Raw genomic sequence first — 20,726 nt, 5'->3', positions numbered from 1 at the left:
GTATGAAATTGAATAACCCCGAGCTGCTGCGCAGCCAGTGCCTGATTAACGGCGAGTGGTGCGATGCGCTGAGCGGTAAACGTGAAGCGGTCATCAATCCGGCGACCGGCGTTGAGCTGGCCAGTATTCCGTTAGTCAGCGGCGAAGAAACTCAACAGGCGATTAACGCTGCGCAGGTTGCGCAGCAAGGTTGGAAACAACTGACCGCCAAACAGCGTTCCGCTCTGATGCTGACCTGGGCCGACAAGGTGCTGGCGGCGCAGGAAGATTTGGCCCAGTTGATGACCGCGGAGCAGGGCAAATCGCTGGCGGAAGCGCGCGGTGAAGTGGCTTATGCCGCCTCGTTTATCATCTGGTTTGCTGAAGAAGCCAAGCGAGTGGACGGCGCGGTACTGCAAGCGCCGCAGGCTTCACAACGTCTGGTGGTGGTAAAACAGCCCATTGGCGTTTGTGCGGCGATCACTCCGTGGAACTTCCCGGCGGCGATGATCACCCGCAAGGTGGCGCCGGCGCTGGCAGCAGGTTGCGCAATTATCGTTAAACCGGCCGAACAAACGCCGCTGACCGCGCTGGCGTTGGGCAAGCTGGCGCAGGACGCCGGCATTCCGGCGGGGGTGCTGCAGATCGTGACCGGCGATGCCGCTCAGGTGGGCAAAGTATTGTGTGACAGCCCGGTGGTACGCAAGTTGAGCTTTACCGGTTCGACCGAGGTCGGCCGCATTCTGATGGCGCAGTGCGCGCCAACCATCAAAAAGCTGTCGCTGGAGCTGGGTGGCAATGCGCCGGTGATCGTTTTCGACGACGCCAATCTGGACGCGGCCGTGGCGGGTATTATGGCCTCCAAATTCCGCAACAGCGGCCAGACTTGCGTCTGCGCCAACCGTATCTACGTGCAGGACGGCATCTATGACCGGCTGGTGGATAAGCTGGTGGCGGCGGTTGAGCAACTGAAGGTCGGTGACGGCAGTCAGGCGGGCACCACTCAGGGCCCGTTGATTGACCAGGATGCGGTGGAAAAAGTGCAAAGTCACATCGACGATGCATTGATCAAGGGCGCGCAAATCGCTATCGGCGGCCAGCCGCACGAGCTGGGTCGTACCTTCTTCCAGCCTACGGTGGTGACCGGCGTGACGCAGAAAATGCGCTTCGCCAAAGAGGAAACCTTTGGCCCGGTGGCGCCGCTGTTCCGTTTCCATGACGAGGCGGAAGCTATCGCCATGGCCAACGATACCGAGTTCGGTTTGGCCGCCTATCTGTTCACGCAGAACGCCTCGCGTCAATGGCGAGTGCCGGAGGCGTTGGAATACGGCATGGTCGGCATCAATACCGGTCTGATTTCCAATGAAGTGGCACCTTTTGGCGGCGTGAAGCAGTCAGGGCTCGGACGTGAAGGATCGCGTTACGGGATTGAAGAATATCTGGAGCTGAAATACCTGTGTATCGATGTGAGCTGTTAACCCCTGGGAAATTAACCAACCCCGGTGGCCGGCGCCGCCGGGAGCCAAAGGATGCTGCATGTCTTCTGAAAACATCTCTATTTCTCCGGCGCTTGCCGCCGGGGTGCGAACGCCTGCACCCGCCAAATCACTGAGTTTCCTTGAAGGGGTGGCGATGATTGTCGGCACCAACATTGGCGCCGGCGTGCTGTCCATCGCCTACGCCTCCAGCAAGGCCGGTTTTCTGCCGCTGTTGTTCTGGCTGGTGCTGGTGGGCAGTCTGACCACTATCACCATGCTGTACGTTGCTGAATCTACCCTGCGTACCCGTGCCCATCTGCAATTGAGCGGACTGGCGAAACGTTATGTCGGCGGTATCGGTGCCTGGCTGATGTTTGCTTCGGTTTGCGTTAACAGCATTGGGGCGTTGACCGCCTACATGAGCGGCAGCGGCAAACTGTTGCAGTCCCTGTTTGGCATTTCCCCGGCAATAGGCAGCCTGCTGTTTTTCGTACCCGCTGCGGGGGTCTTGTACCTGGGATTAAAGGCGATTGGCCGCGGGGAGAAGTTTATCAGCATCGGCATGGTGGTCATGCTGAGTGCGCTGGTGGCGGCCACGCTGCTCAAAGACACCACCCAGATGCGCAACCTGCTGGACGGTGACTGGCGCTTTATGGTGCCGGTATTCAACGTGGTGGTGTTCTGTTTCTCTGCGCAGTATATCGTGCCGGAAATGGCGCGCGGCTTTTCGGACAAGCCGGAACAACTGCCCAAGGCGATTATGGTCGGAATGGCCGTGACCTTTGTGCTGCTGGCGGCGGTGCCGATGTCGGTGATTGCGCTCAGCGGGCTGAATAACATTTCTGACGTGGCGACCATTTCATGGGGCCAGGCGTTAGGGCAGTGGGCCTTCTTCTCCGCCAATATTTTTGCCCTGTGCGCGATGCTGACCTCTTACTGGGGCCTCGGCGGCAGCTTCCTGACCAATATTTTCGACCAGTTCAGGCTGGGCAACGACGAACAGCCACTGCGCCGTTTCGGCGTGCTGATGCTGGTGGTGCTGCCGCCGTTCGCGCTGGCCTACAGCGGGTTGGTGTCATTCGTTAACGCGCTCTATTTCGCCGGGGTTTTCAGCGGGGTGATTTTGTCGATTATGCCAATGCTGATCCTGCGTGGGGCGCGCAAGCATGGCGACCAGACACCGCGTTGGCAGTGTAACTGGATAACCCACCCGCTGTTGCAGATCAGCATCGTGTTGCTGTATCTGGCCAGTGCGGTGTATGCCATCGCGTCGCTGTTAGGCTATCTGCCCGCGGGATGGTGATTTGCCTTCCCTCAAGAAGTGATGTTATTTCTCAGTTGAGAACGGCGGCGTCGTGGCCGCCGATTTTTTATCACCCGCGCATTTTCTCTGGCAGCGCCAACCAGGCCTGCACGGAAGGACGTTGCCACTGTTTGTGAGCGTAGTGGCGAATATTTTCCGGTACCGGATCGCCATGTATCACCAGCCGATTCAGCATCAAAGCCAAATCGGTGTCGGCAATGCACCATTCCCTGAACAGATTATCCTGGCCGTGACTCAGCAGCTTTTCGACGGCGGCAATCAACTTGTTGGCGGCACCCTGCGCGGCGTTGGACAGTGGAGGAAACTTGCCGTTAATGAACACTGCCTCGGTCGGCCGCTCGGCGCGTAGCTGTAGCAGATCGCTGCGCAGCCATGCCTGAACTTCGCGGGCTTTGGCACGGTGTTTTACATCGCGTGGGTACACCGGATGGGCAGGATGGATCTCATCCAGGTACTCATCAATCGCCGAGGACTCCGAAAGCTGAAATTCACCGACCACCAGCGTTGGCACCCGGCGTGTCAATGACAGGGCCGCGTAGGCCGGCTCATGGTTTTTCCCCTGCGACAAATCGACCGGCTTCACGGTGAAGGGAATACCTTTTTCCGTCAGGGTGATAAACGCCGACATGGCATAAGGGCTGAAAAATTCGGCGTCGGTATAGAGTTCGGCAATCGGCTGAGACATTGGGTTTTCCTCAAGGCAAAGGGAGGCGAACTTTGATAATTGACGAGGAGTGGCTAAAGATCAATCTGTTAGCCGAAAGTTATTTTCGTAGTGAAAAGCGCGGCGAGCGGCGACGCCTGGCGTTGTGATATATTTGTTGCCATTAAGTTGAATTTGGCAGCACGAAGTAACATGAAAATGCCGTTGTTTGAAAGAGTGAAAGTAGGGTGCGCACGTTTGTGGCCGCACCCATTGGCGGTGGGCAAAAAAGAGATTTTGCTTTCCAGCGTCGGTGCCGGGCTGGGGCTAATGATTGCCGGCTGGATCAGCCATTTTGTTCTGGGCGAGGTAAACCTGTGGTTTATCGCCCCGATGGGCGCATCGGCCGTATTGCTGTTTGGCGTGCCGAATAGCCCGTTGGCGCAGCCCTGGTCGATCGTGGGCGGCAATATGTCGGCGGCGGCAGTGGGGGTCAGCACCAGTTTGCTGATTGCCGACCCGGGGCTGGCTTGCGGGGTGGCGGCCGCACTGGCGATTGGCTTGATGTTTAAGCTGCGTTGCCTGCACCCGCCCGGTGGCGCAGTGGCGCTGACCGCTATTCTCGGTGGCCCGGGTATTCATCAACTGGGCTATAGCTTTGTGCTGTACCCGGTGCTGTTGAACTCGGTGCTATTGGCGCTGCTGGCGATCGTCTTCAATAACCTGGCCGGGCGACGCTACCCGCACCCTTTGGCGCCGACCGAGGCGAAGACGGCTAATCTGCCGATTGATGCGGTGTCTATCACCCGCGCCGATCTGCACGAGGCGCTGATGCAGGGCGAATTGTTTGATATCGACGAGGACGATCTGCAGGAAATCCTGCTGCGTGCCGAACAGCTAGCGCATCAACGGCAGAGCGGTGGAAGCTGATCACGCGGGCGGATGGAAATAAAAAAGCCACCTTTAGGAAGGTGGCTTTTTTGGCTGTGAAAACAGCGAGATTTGGTGGCCCCTACTGGACTTGAACCAGTGACCAAGCGATTATGAGTCGCGTGCTCTAACCAACTGAGCTAAGGGGCCAAGCGGCGAGATTATACGGCAATCCTTCGACGCAGGTCTACAGTTAACCATCCGTATGTTGCTTTTATGCGCAGTTCTAGCCTGTTGTAATTACTGGCGGATTTTGCGATAACCGCTATAAATCCCCTTTAATGGACTCCCGAACCCTATGGAACTCCTGGCGCCAAACCTGCGGGTGGTGTTTTGCGGCATCAACCCCGGCCTCTCCTCCGCCCACCAAGGCTACCCTTTTGCCAACGGCAGCAACCGCTTCTGGAAGGTGGTGCATCAGGCCGGCTTTACCGAACGTCAACTGGCGCCCGAACAGTGGCAACAGCTGCAGGATACCGGCTGCGGCATCACCGCGCTGGTGGCACGGCCAACGGTCGCCGCCAGCGAAGTGACGCGTGACGAATTGCTCAGCGGCGGCGAGGCGTTAAAAGAAAAAATCTTGCGCTATCAGCCGCGCGCATTGGCTGTTTTGGGCAAGCAGGCGTTCAGCAGCGCCTTTGGGGTAAAAAATGTAGCTTGGGGCCGTCAGGAGATGACGATCGGCAAAACTGAGGTTTGGGTATTGCCGAACCCCAGCGGATTGAATCGTGCCACGCTGGAGCAGCTTACAGAGAGTTATCGCGAGCTGTTTCTGGCATTGAAATAATCTGAGAGGGAGTTGCAGGATGAAAGCGATGATTAAAGCGGGATTGGTCGCTCTGCTGTTGGCAAGCGGCGTTGCCCATGCGGGCAACAGCGCGCAGGAACTGAAGAACAAAAATAACGTGCTGGAGTTTTATCTGCAGGGGCTAAATAACAAGGATTTTGCCGCGGCACGGCCCTTTCTGGGTGACGAGTACAAACAGCACAATCCCAATGCGCAGGATGGGGTGGAAGGGTTCCGCAAGTTTGTCGAGCTGCTCAAAGCGCGTTACCCCGATTCTCACAGCGAAATCAAACAGGCATTTGTCGACGGCAACTATGTGATTTTGCACGTAGAGACCAGCGGACGAGAAAAGGGCAAGACGGCCGCGATTATCGATATTTTCCGGCTTGATGACGCAGGCAAAATCGTGGAGCACTGGGACGTGACCCAATCGGTGCCGGAGAAAACCGCCAGCGGCAACAGCATGTTTTAGGCAATAAAAAACCCCGGCGAGCCGGGGTTTTTTGTCAACAGCTGAACCTTAGTCGTCCAGGAAGCTGCGCAGCACTTCGGAACGGCTTGGGTGGCGCAGTTTACGCAGTGCTTTGGCTTCGATCTGACGAATACGCTCACGGGTAACGTCGAACTGTTTGCCCACTTCTTCCAGCGTATGGTCAGTGTTCATATCGATGCCGAAACGCATACGCAGCACTTTCGCTTCACGGGCAGTCAGGCCGGCCAATACGTCGTGCGTTGCGGAGCGCAGGCTTTCCGAGGTGGCAGAATCCAGCGGCAGCTCGAGGGTGGTATCCTCGATGAAATCGCCCAGATGTGAATCTTCATCATCACCGATCGGCGTTTCCATGGAGATCGGCTCTTTGGCGATCTTCAGCACTTTGCGGATTTTGTCTTCCGGCATCAGCATGCGTTCAGCCAGCTCTTCCGGCGTCGGTTCGCGGCCCATCTCTTGCAGCATCTGGCGCGAAATACGGTTGAGCTTGTTGATGGTCTCAATCATATGTACCGGAATACGGATGGTACGCGCCTGGTCGGCGATAGAACGGGTGATAGCCTGACGGATCCACCAGGTGGCGTAAGTCGAGAACTTATAACCACGACGGTATTCAAACTTGTCTACCGCTTTCATCAGACCGATGTTGCCTTCCTGGATCAGATCCAGGAACTGCAGGCCGCGGTTGGTGTATTTCTTGGCGATAGAAATAACCAGACGCAAGTTCGCTTCAACCATCTCTTTCTTCGCACGGCGGGCTTTCGCTTCACCGATAGACATGCGGCGGTTGATGTCCTTCACCTGCTCGATGGTCAAGCCGGTCTCTTCTTCGATCTGACGCAGTTTCTGCAGGCTGCGCTGCACGTCTTCGGCGACGTCTTTCAGCTTCTCTGACCATGGCTTGGCCATTGCCAGCGCCGCTTCGAACCAGGTGGTGCTGGTTTCGTTGCCGGCGAACAGAGTGACGAAGTTTTTCTTCGGCATTTTGCACTGTTCAACGCACAGCTTCATGATGATACGTTCTTGAGTACGAACGCGGTCCATCATGGTACGCATGCTGTTGACCAGGAAGTCGAACTGTTTTGGCACCAGGCGGAACTGCTTGAACACTTCAGACAGCTTCAGAATTTCTTCTGCTGCGCTGGCGTGGCTGCGGCCGTTCTTTTTGATGACGACACGAGTCGCTTCGTACTGATCGCGCAGGTCGGCGAATTTCTGACGGGCCAGCTCAGGATCGATGCTGTTGTCGTCTTCTTCTTCGTCTTCATCTTCTTCTTCGTCGTCGTCGTTCTGCTCTTCGGTAGACAGCTCAGAACCCACGTGGGTAGCGGTAGGGGCGATGTCCTCTTCCGCATTAGGATCGACGAAGCCGGTGATCAGATCGGACAGGCGAGCTTCGCCCGCTTCGACGCGATCGTACTGTTCCAGCAAATAGGTAATGGCTTCCGGGTACTCGGCAACCGAGCACTGCACCTGGTTGATGCCGTCTTCAATGCGCTTGGCGATGTCGATTTCGCCTTCGCGCGTCAGCAGTTCAACGGTCCCCATTTCGCGCATGTACATGCGCACCGGGTCGGTGGTACGGCCGATTTCAGACTCAACGCTGGACAACACCTGAGCGGCAGCTTCTTCCGCATCTTCGTCCGTGCTGTTTGAGTTTTCAGCAAGCAATAGGTCGTCGGCGTCCGGTGCTTCTTCCAGAACCTGGATGCCCATGTCGTTAATCATCTGGATGATGTCTTCGATCTGGTCGGAGTCGACGATATCTTCCGGCAGATGGTCATTGACCTCAGCATAGGTCAGATAGCCTTGCTCCTTACCACGGGTGACAAGTAGCTTTAGCTGTGACTGCGGGTTTTGCTCCATAAGACGGTATCCACACTTCAGAGTATTTGGGTTGGTGTCGGTCGGCGAAACCGCCAACAATAGCATTTGGGGCGTTTTTGTTGTTGCCGCGGCCCACTGTGGCGGCATATTGCAGGGCTCTGCCCTCGCATTTATCGGCACTTAAGCCGTTTGGTATTCAGTTTTTCTTCGCCAGCACCTGATTCAAAGAACGGACTTCTTCACGTTCTTCCGGGCTGAGGCCATGGGTTCTGGCCTGTGCGATCAATGTCTCCAGCCGCTGCTCCAGTACCGAGTCGTACAGGCTGGCTAAAGTATCCAAAAAAGTCTGTTCAACCATATCCTCAACGATCATATGGTTCCATGTTGCCAAGGTTTCAAGCTGTTGGCTCAATTTGTTGTCGCGATACTGCTCCAACAGTTGGCCGGTTGTCAGCCCTGGCTGAGCCAGACAGGTCTGCACCAGCTCGACAAACAGCGGCAAACCCGCCTGTTTGGTCTGCTCCAATCCCTCAAGCGAAGGGATAAGTGTAGCCAGTTGCGGATTTTGTACCAGTAACCCTATCAGTATACGCATGGTTGTGCGTTTTAGCTGGGGCGCCTGATAAGTATTCGCATTTTCGGCTTGCTTGGGCATCAGCTTGTCCAACTGGCTGTCGTCCAGCAAACCCAGCTTGCTGCCGAGCTGTTGGCGCAGGTACAAGCGCAACGTTTCGCCCGGCACCTGAGTGATCAGCGGCAGTGCCAGCGTGCTCAGCTTGGCGCGGCCGTCCGGGCTGCTCAGGTCTACCTGCGGCATCAGGGTTTCGAACAGGAAAGTGGAAAGCGGCTGCGCCTGCTCCATTCGCTGTTCGAAGGCCTCTTTGCCTTCTTTGCGTACCAATGTGTCCGGGTCTTCGCCGTCGGGCAAAAACATAAACCGCAGTTGACGCCCGTCATTGAGATAGGGCAACGCGGTTTCCAGTGCACGCCATGCCGCTTCGCGACCGGCTCTGTCACCGTCATAGCAACAGACAACGTTGTCGGTGGCGCGGAACAGCAGCTGAATATGTTCGGCCGTTGTCGAGGTGCCAAGCGAGGCGACGGCATAATCGATGCCGTATTGCGCCAGCGCCACCACGTCCATATAGCCTTCCACTACCAGCAATCGCTGCGGGGTAGGGTGGCTCTGTTGCGCTTCATACAGGCCGTACAGCTGACGACCTTTGTGGAAAACTTCGGTTTCCGGTGAGTTCAGGTATTTCGGCATGCCGTCACCCAATACGCGTCCGCCAAAGGCGATCACTCGCCCGCGTTTGTCGCGGATAGGGAACATTACGCGCTCACGGAAACGATCGTACGAGCGTCCTTGATCGTTAGTCACCAGCATGCCTGCATCGTTCAATGCCAGGCGTGACTCGGCGTCACGACCAAAACGCTTTAATGCGTTATCCCAACCGGCAGGTGCAAAACCGATGGCGAAATGACGGATAACGTCGTCACTCAGTCCGCGCTGTTGCAGATAATTGCGCGCCGGCGTGCCGGAGGACTGATGCAGTGACTGTTGATAGAACGCGCTGAGCTGTTCCATCAGTTGATACAGGCTTTGACGCTGATGGCGTTCGATTTGCGTCGGTCCGGAACCCGCCTCGTAAGGCACTTCCAGTCCGTGCATGGTGGCCAGCTCTTCGATGGTTTCGACAAACTCGAGCCTGTCGTAATTCATCAGAAAGTCGACGGCGTTACCGTGCGCACCACAACCAAAGCAGTGGTAAAACTGCTTTTCGCCATTAACCGTAAATGAAGGCGTTTTTTCGTGGTGGAACGGACAGCACGCGTGATAGTTCTTGCCCTGCTTCTTGAGCTTTACCCGGGCATCGATCAGATCGACGATGTCGGTGCGAGCCAGCAAGTCATTGATAAATACGCGCGGAATTCGTCCAGCCATAAGCCCTTACTTTACTAGCCTATAAACGAGAACAAGCCGCGCATTCCTTTCGGAAAGCACGGCCTTCGTATGCAACTACTCGGTCTGCGCGATTTTTAAAATCAGAAATTCACGCGGCGGGGTTGCCCCCGAAGAATTAATACAGACGAGTGCGGCGTGCGTTTTCGCGAGCCAGTTTCTTCGCGTGACGTTTCACAGCAGAAGCTTTAGCGCGCTTACGTTCGGTAGTCGGTTTTTCATAGAACTCACGACGACGAACTTCAGCCAGAACGCCCGCTTTTTCGCAAGAGCGTTTGAAACGACGCAGAGCAACGTCAAATGGCTCGTTTTCACGTACTTTAATTACAGGCATGTGCCTCTCACCTCAATAAAATTCGGTTTGCTGCTGGCCAAGCGCCAGCAATTTCAAAATGGTGCGGAATTTTACTTCAACGGATGCTGCTTTGTAAAGCACCACAGCAAATTGAAACCTGCGGCCACCCTGGTAAAACATGCGCAATTTTGCATCGGGCGCTGATTATAGACTAATCAGAAAAAAATGCTCGTTTTTAATCAAATCGGCATTTGTGGCTGTAATCATCAACATAGCCCAATAATGGTGACAAGCGTGCGCCACGCTGGCGGTAAACAGGCCCGATTGTGCTAAACTGGCGGCCGCACGTGAATGATGGGAAATGTAATGCGAGTACTGGGCATAGAAACCTCCTGCGATGAAACCGGAATTGCAGTGTATGACGATCAGGCCGGTTTATTAGCCAACCAATTGTACAGCCAGGTGAAACTGCATGCCGACTACGGCGGCGTGGTGCCGGAGCTGGCCTCCCGTGATCACGTGCGCAAAACCGTGCCGTTGATTCAGGCGGCATTGAAGGAAGCGAACCTGACCGCGGCGGATATCGACGGCGTTGCCTACACCGCCGGGCCGGGCCTGGTGGGGGCGCTGCTGGTCGGAGCCACCATTGGCCGCGCACTGGCGTTTGCCTGGAATGTGCCGGCGGTGCCGGTGCATCATATGGAAGGCCACCTGCTGGCGCCGATGCTGGAAGATAACCCGCCGGCGTTTCCGTTTGTCGCGCTGCTGGTGTCTGGCGGGCATACGCAGCTGATCAGCGTGACCGGTATCGGCGAATATGAACTGCTGGGCGAATCGGTCGACGATGCGGCCGGTGAAGCTTTCGACAAAACCGCCAAGCTGCTTGGGCTGGACTACCCTGGCGGGCCGATGCTGTCGAAGATGGCGCAACAGGGCACGGCGGGGCGTTTCACCTTCCCACGCCCGATGACCGACCGGCCAGGGCTGGATTTCAGCTTCTCCGGGCTGAAGACCTTTGCCGCCAATACCATTCGCTCCAACGGCAATGACGATCAGACGCGTGCTGACATAGCACGGGCGTTTGAAGATGCAGTGGTGGATACGCTGGCGATCAAATGCAAACGCGCGCTGGAACAAACCGGCTTTAAGCGCCTGGTGATGGCCGGTGGCGTCAGCGCCAACCGTACGCTGCGAACCAAGCTGGCAGAAATGATGCATAAGCGCGGCGGTGAAGTGTTTTACGCCCGACCGGAGTTCTGCACCGATAACGGCGCGATGATCGCTTACGCAGGCATGGTGCGGCTGAAAAGCGGCGCAAATCCGGAGCTGAGCGTTTCGGTACGGCCGCGTTGGCCATTGGCTGAGCTGCCTGCCGTCTAATTGGCCTGGACATTGCCATAGCCAAAAAAAGGCTCCCAGTGGGAGCCTTTTCAGTTTTCAGTCAGGCAATACGCCAACCTTTGGTTCTGTGCCGCTGAGTCAGGAAATGCGCGTAGCGTCCCCCCAGGGCTTCAAGCTGGGCATGGGTGCCGCGTTCAGCAATTTCTCCGTCTTGCAGTACCAGAATTTGATCGGCCATCGCTACCGTCGACAGCTGGTGCGCAATGACAATCAACGTCTTCTTGCCGCGCAGCCGTGCCAGGGTGTCGGCGATGATCGCTTGATTCTCGGGATCCAGTGCCGCAGTCGCTTCATCAACCAGCAGAACAGGGGCGTCTTTAATCAGCGCGCGGGCGATAGAAATACGCTGGCGCTCGCCGCCGGAAAGCCGTGCGCCGCCTTCCCCTACCGGGGTATCCAGCCCCTGGGGCAGCCGTTCGATGATTTCCGCCGCCCCGGCCTGTTCGATGGCCATCAATACTTCCTCATCGCTGGCCGTCGGCTTACCCAGACGGATGTTTTCGCCAATGCTGCCTTGGAACAGGTAGGTATTTTGGAAAATCTGGCTGATCTGATCCGTCAATTGTTCGTTAGGGATCTGGCGTACGTCGGCTCTGCCAATCATCACTGCCCCGCCGGTGACGTCGAAGAAACGCGCAATCAAACGAACCAGGCTGGTTTTACCCGAGCCGGATGCGCCAACCAGTGCGGTCATGGTGCCGGGTTCCACCTTAAAGCTGACCCCGCGCAGTACGGCAGCCTGTTCTGGCGAATAGCTGAACGAAACATCGCGCAGCTCCAGCGAGCCGTCATGTGGCCGTTGCGCCTGTTGAGGTTCGGGCAAGGGGGTAATGGCTAAAATTTCGCTGACGGCATTTAACTGGCCGCGGGCGTTTCGCAGGGCTTCGCCATAACTGGCAACGTCCAGCAACGGGTCGATAAAGCGGCTAACCAGCATCAGGGCGATCACCGTCCCCACGGCGCTACCGATAGCCGGCAGGTTCCCCTGATAATGGCTCAGCAGCGTGGCTCCGGTGACCAAGAGGGTGGCAAACACCAGTTGCACTACCCAGGAGTTGAGCACCACAGAGGCCGTGGAGATATAAATAAGCCGCTTGCCTGACTGATACTGCCGATCGATGGCCTGTTCGAGGAAACGGGTCCCGCCGCCTTCGCCATTGAAGGCGCGCAGTACGGACTGTGCCTGAGCAAACTCCACCATACGTTGGCTGGTGTGGGCGGATGCCTGATGGAAGGCTTCGTCAGCCTGGGTACCGAGCCGCGCTGAGAGCAGGAAAATATCGGCAATCAGGGGGAGGGCCGCCAGCGCCAGTAACCCCATTTGCCACTGCAGGGTGCAGAGCGCTATCACCAGCACCAGCGGCGTGACGACACCGCTGACGATCGGTGTAAAAAGGTGCGCCGGGAGTTGCGCCACATCCATCATCCCCTGAGAAACCACATGACTGAGTCGCGCCGTATTATCAGGAGTGAACCAGCCGATAGGCAAGGTAGCCACATGGTCGCTAATGCGTTGACGGGCGGTCAGTAACAGCGATGAACCTACGTTCATGCCGGCGAAATCGACGCGCCTGCGCAACAGCCAGCTCAAAAGTACGCCGGCGAAAAGCGCTATCAGCCAACCGGCAGCCGTGTAGACTTCACCTTGCAGCAGATAACCGACAATAGGCACCAAGGTGGTGACCGTCAGGCCGCAACACACACCGTAAAGCGCGGCCATGCCGATATAACGACGGAATATGGGAGCATCGTTGCCGAGCAACTGCATAAATGTTTTTAACATGGTTGATCCGCCTGTTTCGTCATGTTTTCGTAACCCCCCGCAGCCCAGAGGCGAGCATAGCGGCCTTGGCCGGCCAACAACTCGGCATGGTTGCCTTGTTCGCGGATCGTGCCGTCCTCAAGCACAACGATATGATCGGCGTGCATGATGGTGTCTAACCGATGGGCAATCACCAGTAACGTACGATTTTTGGCAAAGTTGGAAAGGGCTTCCTGAATCAGGTATTCGTTCTCCGCATCAGCGGCGGCGGTGGCTTCATCCAGTACCAAAATCGGTGGGTTCAACAGCACGGCGCGCGCAATGCTTACGCGCTGCTGTTCACCCCCGGAGAGTTTTGCATCCTCCCCGACCACCGAGTCGTAGCCCCGTGGCAAGCTCAGGATATGATCGTGAATATTGGCAGCCCTGGCGGCGGCTTCGATTTCTTGCATGCTGGCATTGGGGCGACCCAACGCAATGTTTTCTCGCAGGCTGGCGTGGATCAGCTTCACTTCCTGCAACACGAAACCAATGTGTTGATAAAGCTGGGTCGAGCTCATTTCGCGCAGATCGACGCCGCCAAGCGTGATGCGCCCCTGCGTCGGATCGAAGAAGCGCAACAGCAAGCGTGCCAGAGTGGATTTGCCCGCACCGGATGGGCCGACGATGGCGGTTACGCTGCCGGGTTTCAGGCTGAGGTTGATGTCTGCCAGCACGTGACTGTCACTATTGTAGGAATAACCGGTTTGTTCGAAACGGATCTCCGCGTCTTTCAGCATTGGCTGCACTTCCGGCTGTGTGAGGATAGGCGTGTCCAGCAGCGATTGTATGCGTTCCGCTGCCCCTGTGGCATTACGCAGGCCGTGGGTAATAAAGCCCATTAGCAGCAGCGGGGCGGAAATACCCGGTGCGACCAGGGCGAACGGCAAGACGTTAAGCGGTTCAAGCCAGCCCACTGCCACAAACAAGGTACCGAAAACCAACACCACCCCCAATACGGTCACCGGAGCAACGATGGCATTCGCCAGCGCGATGGTCTTGATCACCGGGCTCATGGTACGGGTGAATATCTGGGTAAAGGAGGCGATCGCTTTACGGTAGCTGCTGTGCGCTTTGCCGCCGCCGCTGAAGGTTTTGATCACCGGGATGCCGTTAACGAATTCGGCTACGGCATTATTGATACGGCCTAACCCCTTAACAAACTCGCCCATATGGGGCGCTCCGGCTTTCTGAGCCCTGCCGAAAATGAAGAAGAACAGGAAGAAAGGAATGATCGAGACGATCGCCATCCGCCAGTCCATGACGAACATGTAGATAACCGAGATCAGCATCGCGCCGATTGTGCGTCCCAGCGTGGTGAAAAAGTGGGCGGTGAGATCGTGCAGGGTGCCAATATCGTCCTGCATCGCCTGTTTCACTTCGCCTGAGGCACGGTCGCTAAACCACCCCAAGGGCACCTGTGCCAGACGCCGGGCCGCCGTAATGCGCAGGCCATGGGTAATGCGGTTATCCGCCAGGTGTGCGAGCACTTCGGCCAGGGTGACAATGATTAAGCCGACAAACAGGCTGACCAGGCAGACGACGACGCTGTCGCCAATCCCACCCGCCGCCAGCAACGGAGTAGCGGCTCCTGTTTGTTCCTGATGACCCAAAACAATGACGGCAATATGGGCAATGCCCGCCAACGGCACCAGCGTGAATATTGTGCCGATAGCTGCCAGTACCCCGGCGACAATAAGGCTCCCACGTATAGGCCGCAGCAGTCGCCCGATAGGACCAGGCTTACCGGCCCCCGTTTGATGACTACTCATAATAACTCCCCTGAGGAATATAAATAAGGATTCTTGGCCAAGATTGGCCAAGAAATAGAGTGGCGAAAATCAAACGCCATAATTAAAGCACGACATGTAGCTCAATATAATTTCGGAAGAATAGGACTGTAATATTTGTTATTACCAATGCAATGTTAATGTGGTGAGGATTTGCCGTTCCGCACCCCATGAACAGGTATTGTTGGTAAAGCAAGAGGAAACATAGTGCTTATCAAAAAGATTATTTACGTTTAAAGCAATTTCTGCGTTTTCCAGTCCGGGGATATCATCCAGTTGATATTTTATGGCGGTATCAAAAACCGTATAGCTCGGGACTTTGAAATTATTCCCATCGTCACCCGGGGTGCTTGACACATAACGTGCACCACCGCCGAGGCTCAGCCCATTTAGCCAGCCTTGATTAAAGGTGTAATCGGTCCACAAATTAGCCATATGTTTAGGCACCATGGCTGGAGTATGGCCATTATTACCGGAGTTATCGCGGAACTCTGCATGGGTATAGGTATAGCTTGCGATTAAATTAAGGTTATAAGTGAGTGCGGCCTTACCTTCAATTTCAATCCCGCGAGAGCGGATTTTGCCTTCCTGCACATTGTAATAAGGGTTAAGGGCATCACGGCGTAAATTATTGTCTTTGGTCAGTTGGAATGCGGCGATAGAGGCAGAAACCGGTGCGTTATCAGGGATGAATTTAATCCCTGCTTCATATTGCTTCCCTCGGGAAGGTTTGAAAGCCTGGCCTGATAAACTGTTGCCGCTATTGGGTTCAAATGACTCGCTATAGCTCACGTAAGGTGCGATGCCGTTATTGAAGACATAGTTAACGCCGCCACGCCAGGTGAATTCATTGTCCGTGATGCTGGATGAAGATTCCGCGCCCGTCATATTACTGCTTTCATGGGTTTTTACGACGCTGTGGTCAAAGCGGCCGCCCAGCGTGAATACCCAGTTCTGCCATTCGGCCTGATCCTGCAGATAAGTGCCTAACTGGTGGTTTTTGTTAATCGTATGGGTGTCGCCAAAATAAAGCACATCATGGTTGCCATACTGCGGGTTCACCAGATTGAGCGGCGCGGCAGAGCCCATCTTGTTTTGCAGATCGTTGCGCAGCTGCGAATAGTCGATCCCCATCAACAGGGTGTGGCGCCAACTGCCGGCGTTCAATTTCCCTTCCAGCCGGGTATCCGTTGTTAACCCATTCAATCTCTCGTCGCTGACCATGGTTGCGCGGGACAAGGTGGTGCCGTATTGCTGGGGTGCCACTCCCATGCAGGTCATTGGGTTGCACAGGCCGTTGCCATAGATGCTGCGCCAGTTGACCTTGGTATGCTGATAGCGGACGGCCTGATGGAAGGACCAGGTATCGTTGAAGGCATGATCAAGCTGATAGCCCACCGTGCGCTGCTGGCGTTCGAAACGGTTATAGCTGGGCTCGCCCTCGTTAAACGAAGGAGACAATTTGCCGAATTCGCCGGAAGTCAAAGTTCCTTCGCTCGGCAGCCAGCCGTAATAACCGGTGCGTGGTTCGTTTTGCAAAGACAGCTGAAACAACAGCGAGGTTTTATCCGACGGCTGCCAAAGCAAAGAAGGCGCAATGGCATAGCGTTTTTCGCGCTCGCCCTTTTGCTGGCTGTGCGCTTCGTAATAATTACCGGTTAAGCGGTAAGCCAATGCTTCTTCATCATCAAGAGCGTCGCTGAAATCGAATTGGGTTTTCCATTCGTGATGGTTGCCGGCCTGCAGTTGTAATTCATGCAATGGCTGCTTTTGTGGACGCTTGCTGACGCTGGAAATAACGCCGCCGGGGTTACTTTTGCCATACAGCACCGAGGCCGGACCGCGCAAAACTTCTACCCGCTGTAAAAAATACGGATCCACTTTGCTGTCGGCATACATATCCCCTTGTAATTTCAAACCGTCCAAATAGATATTCTGGCTGACGTTATTGAATCCCCGGATCATGACGCTATCAAATATGCTCGAACTGCCGCTGTTGCCTGTCATTACACCCGGCGTATAGTTGAGCGCATTTTTAATGGTGGCTGGGCGTTTGGTTTGTAATTCTTCTTGCGCAATAACGGAAATAGACTGAGGAGTTTTGATTAATGGGGTGCTGGTTTTTGTTGCCGTAACGCTTTGTTTGGCGGCATAGGTTCCATTGGATCCTATGGCTTCTTCTGCCGTATTTCCCTCGCCGTAAACGGTAATGACACTTTCGTTTTCCCCTGCGGCATAAGCCAATGAACTGGTACATATTCCTGCCAGCAGCATAAAAAGGTTAGGCTGTTTTATTATCAGGCGCCGAATAGTCTTCATAGGCATTTTATTGATGATCCATCTTTAGGGAATGACAATATTTAATTGTCGCTAATGATAATCATTAGCGATGGGGCCATTTGGCAATTCATGCGATTTTGAAAGAGGGATATTATTACAGCAGAGGCGTTACCCTAGCGGGAAAACGCAATATATTCACGACGATAGAGTGATAACTCAAAAAAACGGGCAACGAGGGGAACAGAACCCGGGCTAATTCGGGGCAGGCTGACCTGCCCCTGGCGTTATGAATTACTCTTCTTTTTTGGTTTCCTGCTCAACCGCTTCAGGCTTTTTCTTGCGGAATTTGCCCCAAATTTTTCCTTCCTGCCCACGCCAAAGGCGCTGAATGTTGTCGTGGTGCCGCATCAGGATCAGGCATGACAGCATGGCTACCGGGAAGGTGAACTGCGGTTTGAACCACCAAACGTAGAAGGGGGCAATCAGCGCGCTGACAATCGCGCCCAGCGAAGAGTAACCGCTGAGCAACACGGTCAGCAACCAGGTACCGGTCATCAGACCGGTCAGATCCCAGCCTATCGGTGCTATGGCACCAAATGCCGTTGCCACGCCCTTGCCGCCACGGAAATGGAAGAACACCGGATAGATGTGCCCAACGCAGGCGGCAATTGCCGTCAGCCCCAGGTACAGCGGCGGGACATTAAGCTTGTATGCCAGCCAGACCGGCAGCATTCCTTTGAGAATATCGAAAACCAGCACCGCCGCCGCCGCCAGGCGACCGCCGATGCGCAGGACGTTGGTAGCCCCTGGATTCCCTGAGCCATGTTCACGCGGATCGGGCAGCCTGGCGATCCGACAAACCAGGATCGCACTGGAAATTGAGCCACACAGATACGCGAAGATAATCATGCCAAGCGCGGTAGCACTCATAACGCGGTTCCGTTTAATAAGGGTCGTTTTACTCGCAACATAAAGGGATAATACGCATATTCCGCTGGAAGTGGTATCCGGCAAGGCCAAAAACAGAGAATGACGTGATGGATATCGTATTTATAGAAGAACTTACCGTAATCACCACCATTGGCGTTTATGACTGGGAACAAAACATTCGCCAGAAGCTGGTGTTCGATATCGAAATGGGCTGGGACAACCGCCAGGCAGCTGCCAGCGACGACGTGAACGACTGTCTGAGCTATGCCGATATCAGTGAAGCCATCATCCAGCACGTGGAGCCAAATCGCTTTGCGTTGGTGGAGCGGGTGGCAGAGGAAATATCTGAAATATTGCTCCAGCGCTTCAATTCCCCCTGGGTCCGTATTAAGGTCAGCAAACCGGGCGCTGTTGCACATGCCAGCCGGGTTGGGGTGATTATTGAGCGTGGTACCCGTCCGGTGTGATGTTCTGTCATACAGGTGCAACTAAAGGCCGTTAACCTGGTCTGAACCTGAGAATTGTTTTAGCGGCAATGTATTGAGCACTGCCGCTTTTTTATGTTTATAGCCGTAAATTTATGGGGTGATCGAAGCACATGGCGGACATGCATTCACTGTTTATTGCGTTTGTTCTTGGGGTGGTTGAAGGGTTAACTGAATTTTTGCCGGTATCTTCTACCGGGCACATGATCATCGTTGGCGAGTGGCTGGGTTTTACCGGCGATAAGGCCAAAACCTTTGAAGTGATCATTCAGTTGGGGTCGATTCTTGCGGTGGTGGTGATGTTCTGGCGCCGTCTGTTCGGGCTGATCGGCATTCATTTCGGCGGTAAGCCGGTTGAGCATGAAGGCAAAACGGCGGGCCGGTTGAAACTGGGCCATATCCTGCTGGCGATGATCCCCGCAGTAGTGCTGGGACTGTTGCTCCATGATTTCATCAAATCGCTGTTCGCACCGAAAAACGTGATGTATGCGTTGGTGGTCGGTGGTTTCCTGTTGCTGGCGGCGGAATGGCTGAAGCCGAAAAAACCGAGCGCTGAAGGGCTGGATGACATCACCTACCGCCAGGCGTTTATGATTGGTTGCTTCCAGTGTCTGGCGCTGTGGCCGGGCTTTTCCCGTTCAGGTTCGACCATTGCCGGCGGTATGCTGGTGGGCGTGAACCGTTATGCGGCCTCCGAGTTCTCCTTCATTCTGGCGGTGCCGATGATGATCGGTGCCAGCGGGCTGGACTTGTACAAGAGCCTGCACTTCCTGACGATGGGCGATTTACCGATGTTCGCCGTCGGTTTTGCTACCGCTTTCGTCGTAGCGCTGATCGCGATAAAAACCTTCCTGTCGCTGATCAAACGCATTTCGTTTGTGCCGTTCGCCATCTATCGTTTTATCGTTGCCGCCGTGGTTTACATGGTCTTCATGTAAGCGGCATGCCAATTAAAAACCCCGCGCTGCGGGGTTTTTTTATGCCTGGTCTTTCAGAATATCCTGGGTTTGTTTCCAGTCGGCCAACGCCTGTTGACGACGGCGTTTGAGCTCATCGCGGATCGCCAGCCCTTGCAGGCCGCTGGCCACCACTTCTTTTACCGAGACGGCATTCGCCACCTGAAACGCCTGGCGCAGATAGTCACCCTGCGGGTAGGGATTGTTTTCAAATCCGGTACGGCCGCGAGCATCGGCTTCGCTGGTGAGGATCATCTGCTCCAGCCGCTGAGGCTTGCGCCAGACATCGACCGCATCAAACAGTTTCAACAGGGTCTCCGGGCGCAGTTTGTTAACGGTGTGGATCAGGTCGTGATACTCGGCCACCAGTTTGGCCAGGTCGCGTACCGGGTTGGGGACGCGCAACCGCTGACATAAGGCCTCTACCAGCACAACACCGGCAGGCCCATGGCCGTGGTGGTGAGGCCACAGCTCTTTTGGCGTCTGCCCTTTACCCAAATCATGGCACAGCGCCGAAAAGCGCACGTCGACCTCGGGGCTGAGTTGGGCGGCAATAGCCAGCGTCATCAGCGTGTGAATGCCGGTGTCGATCTCCGGGTGCCACTTGGCGGGGCCGGAACGCCAAATAAAGCATCGATCTCCGGGAACAGTACGCTGAGCGCCTCGCAGTCGCGCAGCACCTGGAAATAGACCTGCGGGCTTTGGCTCTGCAGCGCCTTCTCGGTTTCTTTCCAGACCCGTTCCGGGGTCAGCGCCGCCAGTTCGCCGCTGTTCGCCATCTGACGCATCAACTCCGCGGTTTCCGGGGCGACGGTAAAACCCAGATGAGCGAAGCGGGCGGCAAAGCGCGCCACGCGCAGCACGCGTAACGGATCTTCACCAAAAGCTTCAGATACATGGCGTAACACCCGCGCTTGCAGGTCGGCCACGCCGTTGAAAGGATCGATTAACTCCCCGTCGGCGCTGCGGGCGATGGCGTTGATGGTCAGATCCCGGCGCTGCAGATCCTGTTCCAACGTCACGTCCGGCGCGGCGTAACAGGTAAAACCGGTATAGCCCTGGCCGGATTTCCGCTCGGTGCGCGCCAGCGCATATTCTTCATGGGTCTTGGGATTAAGAAACACCGGGAAGTCTTTACCGACCTGTTGATATCCCAGCGCGATCAGCTCTGACGGCGCGGCGCCCACCACCACCCAGTCGCGGTCGAATACCGGTATCTCAAGCAGGCTGTCGCGGACGGCGCCGCCGACCAGGTAAGTCTTCACTGTTAACTCCTGAATTTATCTTAAGGCTCTGCTGACCAGATTACCTCAATTAGCCGGGCGGTGCCGCAGCCAATAAAAAGGGCGCCCCGCAGGCGCCCGATC

16 protein-coding genes, 1 tRNA gene and 1 pseudogene are annotated in these 20,726 nt (G+C 55.7%); 8 read left to right on the top strand and 10 right to left on the bottom strand.

All coding sequences use genetic code 11. The features are described 5' to 3' along the window. Positions 1–2: 2 nt before the first annotated feature. Entirely contained in the window at positions 3–1,457 is a 1,455-nt protein-coding gene (locus EBA31_RS22675) for an NAD-dependent succinate-semialdehyde dehydrogenase (RefSeq protein WP_122080272.1), read from the top strand. A gap of 58 nt (positions 1,458–1,515) precedes the next feature. After that, entirely contained in the window at positions 1,516–2,760 is a 1,245-nt protein-coding gene (locus EBA31_RS22670) for an amino acid permease (protein ID WP_046372578.1), read from the top strand. Positions 2,761–2,830: 70 nt separating this feature from the next. Here EBA31_RS22670 and yfcF read toward each other — a convergent pair whose 3' ends face one another. Further along, entirely contained in the window at positions 2,831–3,466 is a 636-nt protein-coding gene (gene yfcF, locus EBA31_RS22665) for a glutathione transferase (protein ID WP_020831776.1), read from the bottom strand. A 171-nt stretch (positions 3,467–3,637) separates the two neighbouring features. Here yfcF and EBA31_RS22660 point away from each other — a divergent pair, with 171 nt between their 5' ends. Then, positions 3,638–4,354 (top strand): HPP family protein, encoded by a 717-nt coding sequence (locus EBA31_RS22660; protein WP_122080682.1) that lies wholly within the window; start codon positions 3,638–3,640, stop codon positions 4,352–4,354. A 73-nt stretch (positions 4,355–4,427) separates the two neighbouring features. Here the strand turns inward: EBA31_RS22660 and EBA31_RS22655 are convergent. Further along, positions 4,428–4,504: transfer RNA gene (locus tag EBA31_RS22655), tRNA-Ile, on the bottom strand. A gap of 148 nt (positions 4,505–4,652) precedes the next feature. Here EBA31_RS22655 and mug point away from each other — a divergent pair. Next, positions 4,653–5,141 carry a G/U mismatch-specific DNA glycosylase gene (gene mug / locus EBA31_RS22650; protein ID WP_116691708.1) on the top strand — a complete coding sequence of 163 codons (489 nt, stop codon included), beginning with the start codon at positions 4,653–4,655 and terminating at the stop codon, positions 5,139–5,141. Between the two features lie 28 nt (positions 5,142–5,169). Further along, positions 5,170–5,613 (top strand): nuclear transport factor 2 family protein, encoded by a 444-nt coding sequence (locus EBA31_RS22645; RefSeq protein ID WP_369982365.1) that lies wholly within the window; start codon positions 5,170–5,172, stop codon positions 5,611–5,613. A gap of 48 nt (positions 5,614–5,661) precedes the next feature. On the opposite strand, the gene rpoD is transcribed toward EBA31_RS22645, so the two are convergent. The 3 genes from rpoD to rpsU all read right to left on the bottom strand — a co-directional run bounded on the left by rpoD (position 5,662) and on the right by rpsU (position 9,755). Continuing rightward, positions 5,662–7,497 (bottom strand): RNA polymerase sigma factor RpoD, encoded by a 1,836-nt coding sequence (gene rpoD / locus EBA31_RS22640; RefSeq protein ID WP_020831770.1) that lies wholly within the window; start codon positions 7,495–7,497, stop codon positions 5,662–5,664. A 157-nt stretch (positions 7,498–7,654) separates the two neighbouring features. Beyond that, entirely contained in the window at positions 7,655–9,403 is a 1,749-nt protein-coding gene (gene dnaG, locus EBA31_RS22635) for a DNA primase (protein WP_046372583.1), read from the bottom strand. A gap of 136 nt (positions 9,404–9,539) precedes the next feature. Further along, on the bottom strand, positions 9,540–9,755 hold the full coding sequence (gene rpsU / locus EBA31_RS22630; protein WP_001144069.1) for a 30S ribosomal protein S21: 216 nt from the start codon (positions 9,753–9,755) through the stop codon (positions 9,540–9,542). Positions 9,756–10,082: 327 nt separating this feature from the next. Between rpsU and tsaD the strand changes: the two genes are divergently transcribed. Next, positions 10,083–11,096, top strand: a complete 1,014-nt coding sequence (gene tsaD, locus EBA31_RS22625) for a tRNA (adenosine(37)-N6)-threonylcarbamoyltransferase complex transferase subunit TsaD (RefSeq protein ID WP_020828723.1) — start codon at positions 10,083–10,085, stop codon at positions 11,094–11,096. Positions 11,097–11,157: 61 nt separating this feature from the next. Here tsaD and EBA31_RS22620 read toward each other — a convergent pair whose 3' ends face one another. The 4 genes from EBA31_RS22620 to plsY form a co-directional block, all read right to left on the bottom strand. Then, positions 11,158–12,900, bottom strand: a complete 1,743-nt coding sequence (locus EBA31_RS22620) for an ABC transporter ATP-binding protein (protein ID WP_122080270.1) — start codon at positions 12,898–12,900, stop codon at positions 11,158–11,160. Beyond that, positions 12,894–14,690 carry an ABC transporter ATP-binding protein gene (locus EBA31_RS22615; protein ID WP_122080269.1) on the bottom strand — a complete coding sequence of 599 codons (1,797 nt, stop codon included), beginning with the start codon at positions 14,688–14,690 and terminating at the stop codon, positions 12,894–12,896. Before EBA31_RS22615 ends, EBA31_RS22620 begins: the two co-directional genes overlap by 7 nt. Before the next feature lie 141 nt (positions 14,691–14,831). Further along, entirely contained in the window at positions 14,832–17,027 is a 2,196-nt protein-coding gene (gene fhuA / locus EBA31_RS22610; RefSeq protein WP_122080681.1) for a ferrichrome porin FhuA, read from the bottom strand. A gap of 252 nt (positions 17,028–17,279) precedes the next feature. Further along, positions 17,280–17,918 (bottom strand): glycerol-3-phosphate 1-O-acyltransferase PlsY, encoded by a 639-nt coding sequence (gene plsY, locus EBA31_RS22605; RefSeq protein ID WP_046372586.1) that lies wholly within the window; start codon positions 17,916–17,918, stop codon positions 17,280–17,282. A 107-nt stretch (positions 17,919–18,025) separates the two neighbouring features. On the opposite strand from plsY, the gene folB reads away from it, so the two are divergent. Both folB and bacA read left to right on the top strand, forming a co-directional pair. After that, positions 18,026–18,385 carry a bifunctional dihydroneopterin aldolase/7,8-dihydroneopterin epimerase gene (folB, locus tag EBA31_RS22600; RefSeq protein WP_006320572.1) on the top strand — a complete coding sequence of 120 codons (360 nt, stop codon included), beginning with the start codon at positions 18,026–18,028 and terminating at the stop codon, positions 18,383–18,385. A gap of 131 nt (positions 18,386–18,516) precedes the next feature. After that, a complete protein-coding gene (gene bacA / locus EBA31_RS22595; protein ID WP_004948342.1) occupies positions 18,517–19,341 on the top strand; it encodes an undecaprenyl-diphosphate phosphatase in 825 nt (274 codons plus the stop codon). A 39-nt stretch (positions 19,342–19,380) separates the two neighbouring features. On the opposite strand, the pseudogene EBA31_RS22590 reads toward bacA, so the two are convergent. Continuing rightward, positions 19,381–20,624, bottom strand: a pseudogene (locus tag EBA31_RS22590) (multifunctional CCA addition/repair protein). Positions 20,625–20,726: the final 102 nt, after the last annotated feature.

Origin of the sequence: Serratia sp. P2ACOL2, assembly GCF_003691565.1 — a bacterium.
In the GTDB taxonomy this organism is placed as follows: Bacteria; Pseudomonadota; Gammaproteobacteria; order Enterobacterales; family Enterobacteriaceae; genus Serratia; species Serratia liquefaciens.
Note: the sequence above shows the minus strand (reverse complement) of the source record. Positions and strands in the feature narration are given on the sequence as shown.

Excerpts from the sequence above, each read along its gene's own strand:
- EBA31_RS22675 (WP_122080272.1), top strand. The coding sequence starts at position 3 with ATGAAATTGAATAACCCCGAGCTGCTGCGCAGCCAGTGCCTGATTAAC.
- EBA31_RS22670 (WP_046372578.1), top strand. The coding sequence starts at position 1,516 with ATGTCTTCTGAAAACATCTCTATTTCTCCGGCGCTTGCCGCCGGGGTG.
- yfcF (WP_020831776.1), bottom strand. The coding sequence starts at position 3,466 with ATGTCTCAGCCGATTGCCGAACTCTATACCGACGCCGAATTTTTCAGC.
- EBA31_RS22660 (WP_122080682.1), top strand. The coding sequence starts at position 3,638 with ATGAAAATGCCGTTGTTTGAAAGAGTGAAAGTAGGGTGCGCACGTTTG.
- mug (WP_116691708.1), top strand. The coding sequence starts at position 4,653 with ATGGAACTCCTGGCGCCAAACCTGCGGGTGGTGTTTTGCGGCATCAAC.
- EBA31_RS22645 (WP_369982365.1), top strand. The coding sequence starts at position 5,170 with ATGATTAAAGCGGGATTGGTCGCTCTGCTGTTGGCAAGCGGCGTTGCC.
- rpoD (WP_020831770.1), bottom strand. The coding sequence starts at position 7,497 with ATGGAGCAAAACCCGCAGTCACAGCTAAAGCTACTTGTCACCCGTGGT.
- dnaG (WP_046372583.1), bottom strand. The coding sequence starts at position 9,403 with ATGGCTGGACGAATTCCGCGCGTATTTATCAATGACTTGCTGGCTCGC.
- rpsU (WP_001144069.1), bottom strand. The coding sequence starts at position 9,755 with ATGCCTGTAATTAAAGTACGTGAAAACGAGCCATTTGACGTTGCTCTG.
- tsaD (WP_020828723.1), top strand. The coding sequence starts at position 10,083 with ATGCGAGTACTGGGCATAGAAACCTCCTGCGATGAAACCGGAATTGCA.
- EBA31_RS22620 (WP_122080270.1), bottom strand. The coding sequence starts at position 12,900 with ATGTTAAAAACATTTATGCAGTTGCTCGGCAACGATGCTCCCATATTC.
- EBA31_RS22615 (WP_122080269.1), bottom strand. The coding sequence starts at position 14,690 with ATGAGTAGTCATCAAACGGGGGCCGGTAAGCCTGGTCCTATCGGGCGA.
- fhuA (WP_122080681.1), bottom strand. The coding sequence starts at position 17,027 with ATGAAGACTATTCGGCGCCTGATAATAAAACAGCCTAACCTTTTTATG.
- plsY (WP_046372586.1), bottom strand. The coding sequence starts at position 17,918 with ATGAGTGCTACCGCGCTTGGCATGATTATCTTCGCGTATCTGTGTGGC.
- folB (WP_006320572.1), top strand. The coding sequence starts at position 18,026 with ATGGATATCGTATTTATAGAAGAACTTACCGTAATCACCACCATTGGC.
- bacA (WP_004948342.1), top strand. The coding sequence starts at position 18,517 with ATGGCGGACATGCATTCACTGTTTATTGCGTTTGTTCTTGGGGTGGTT.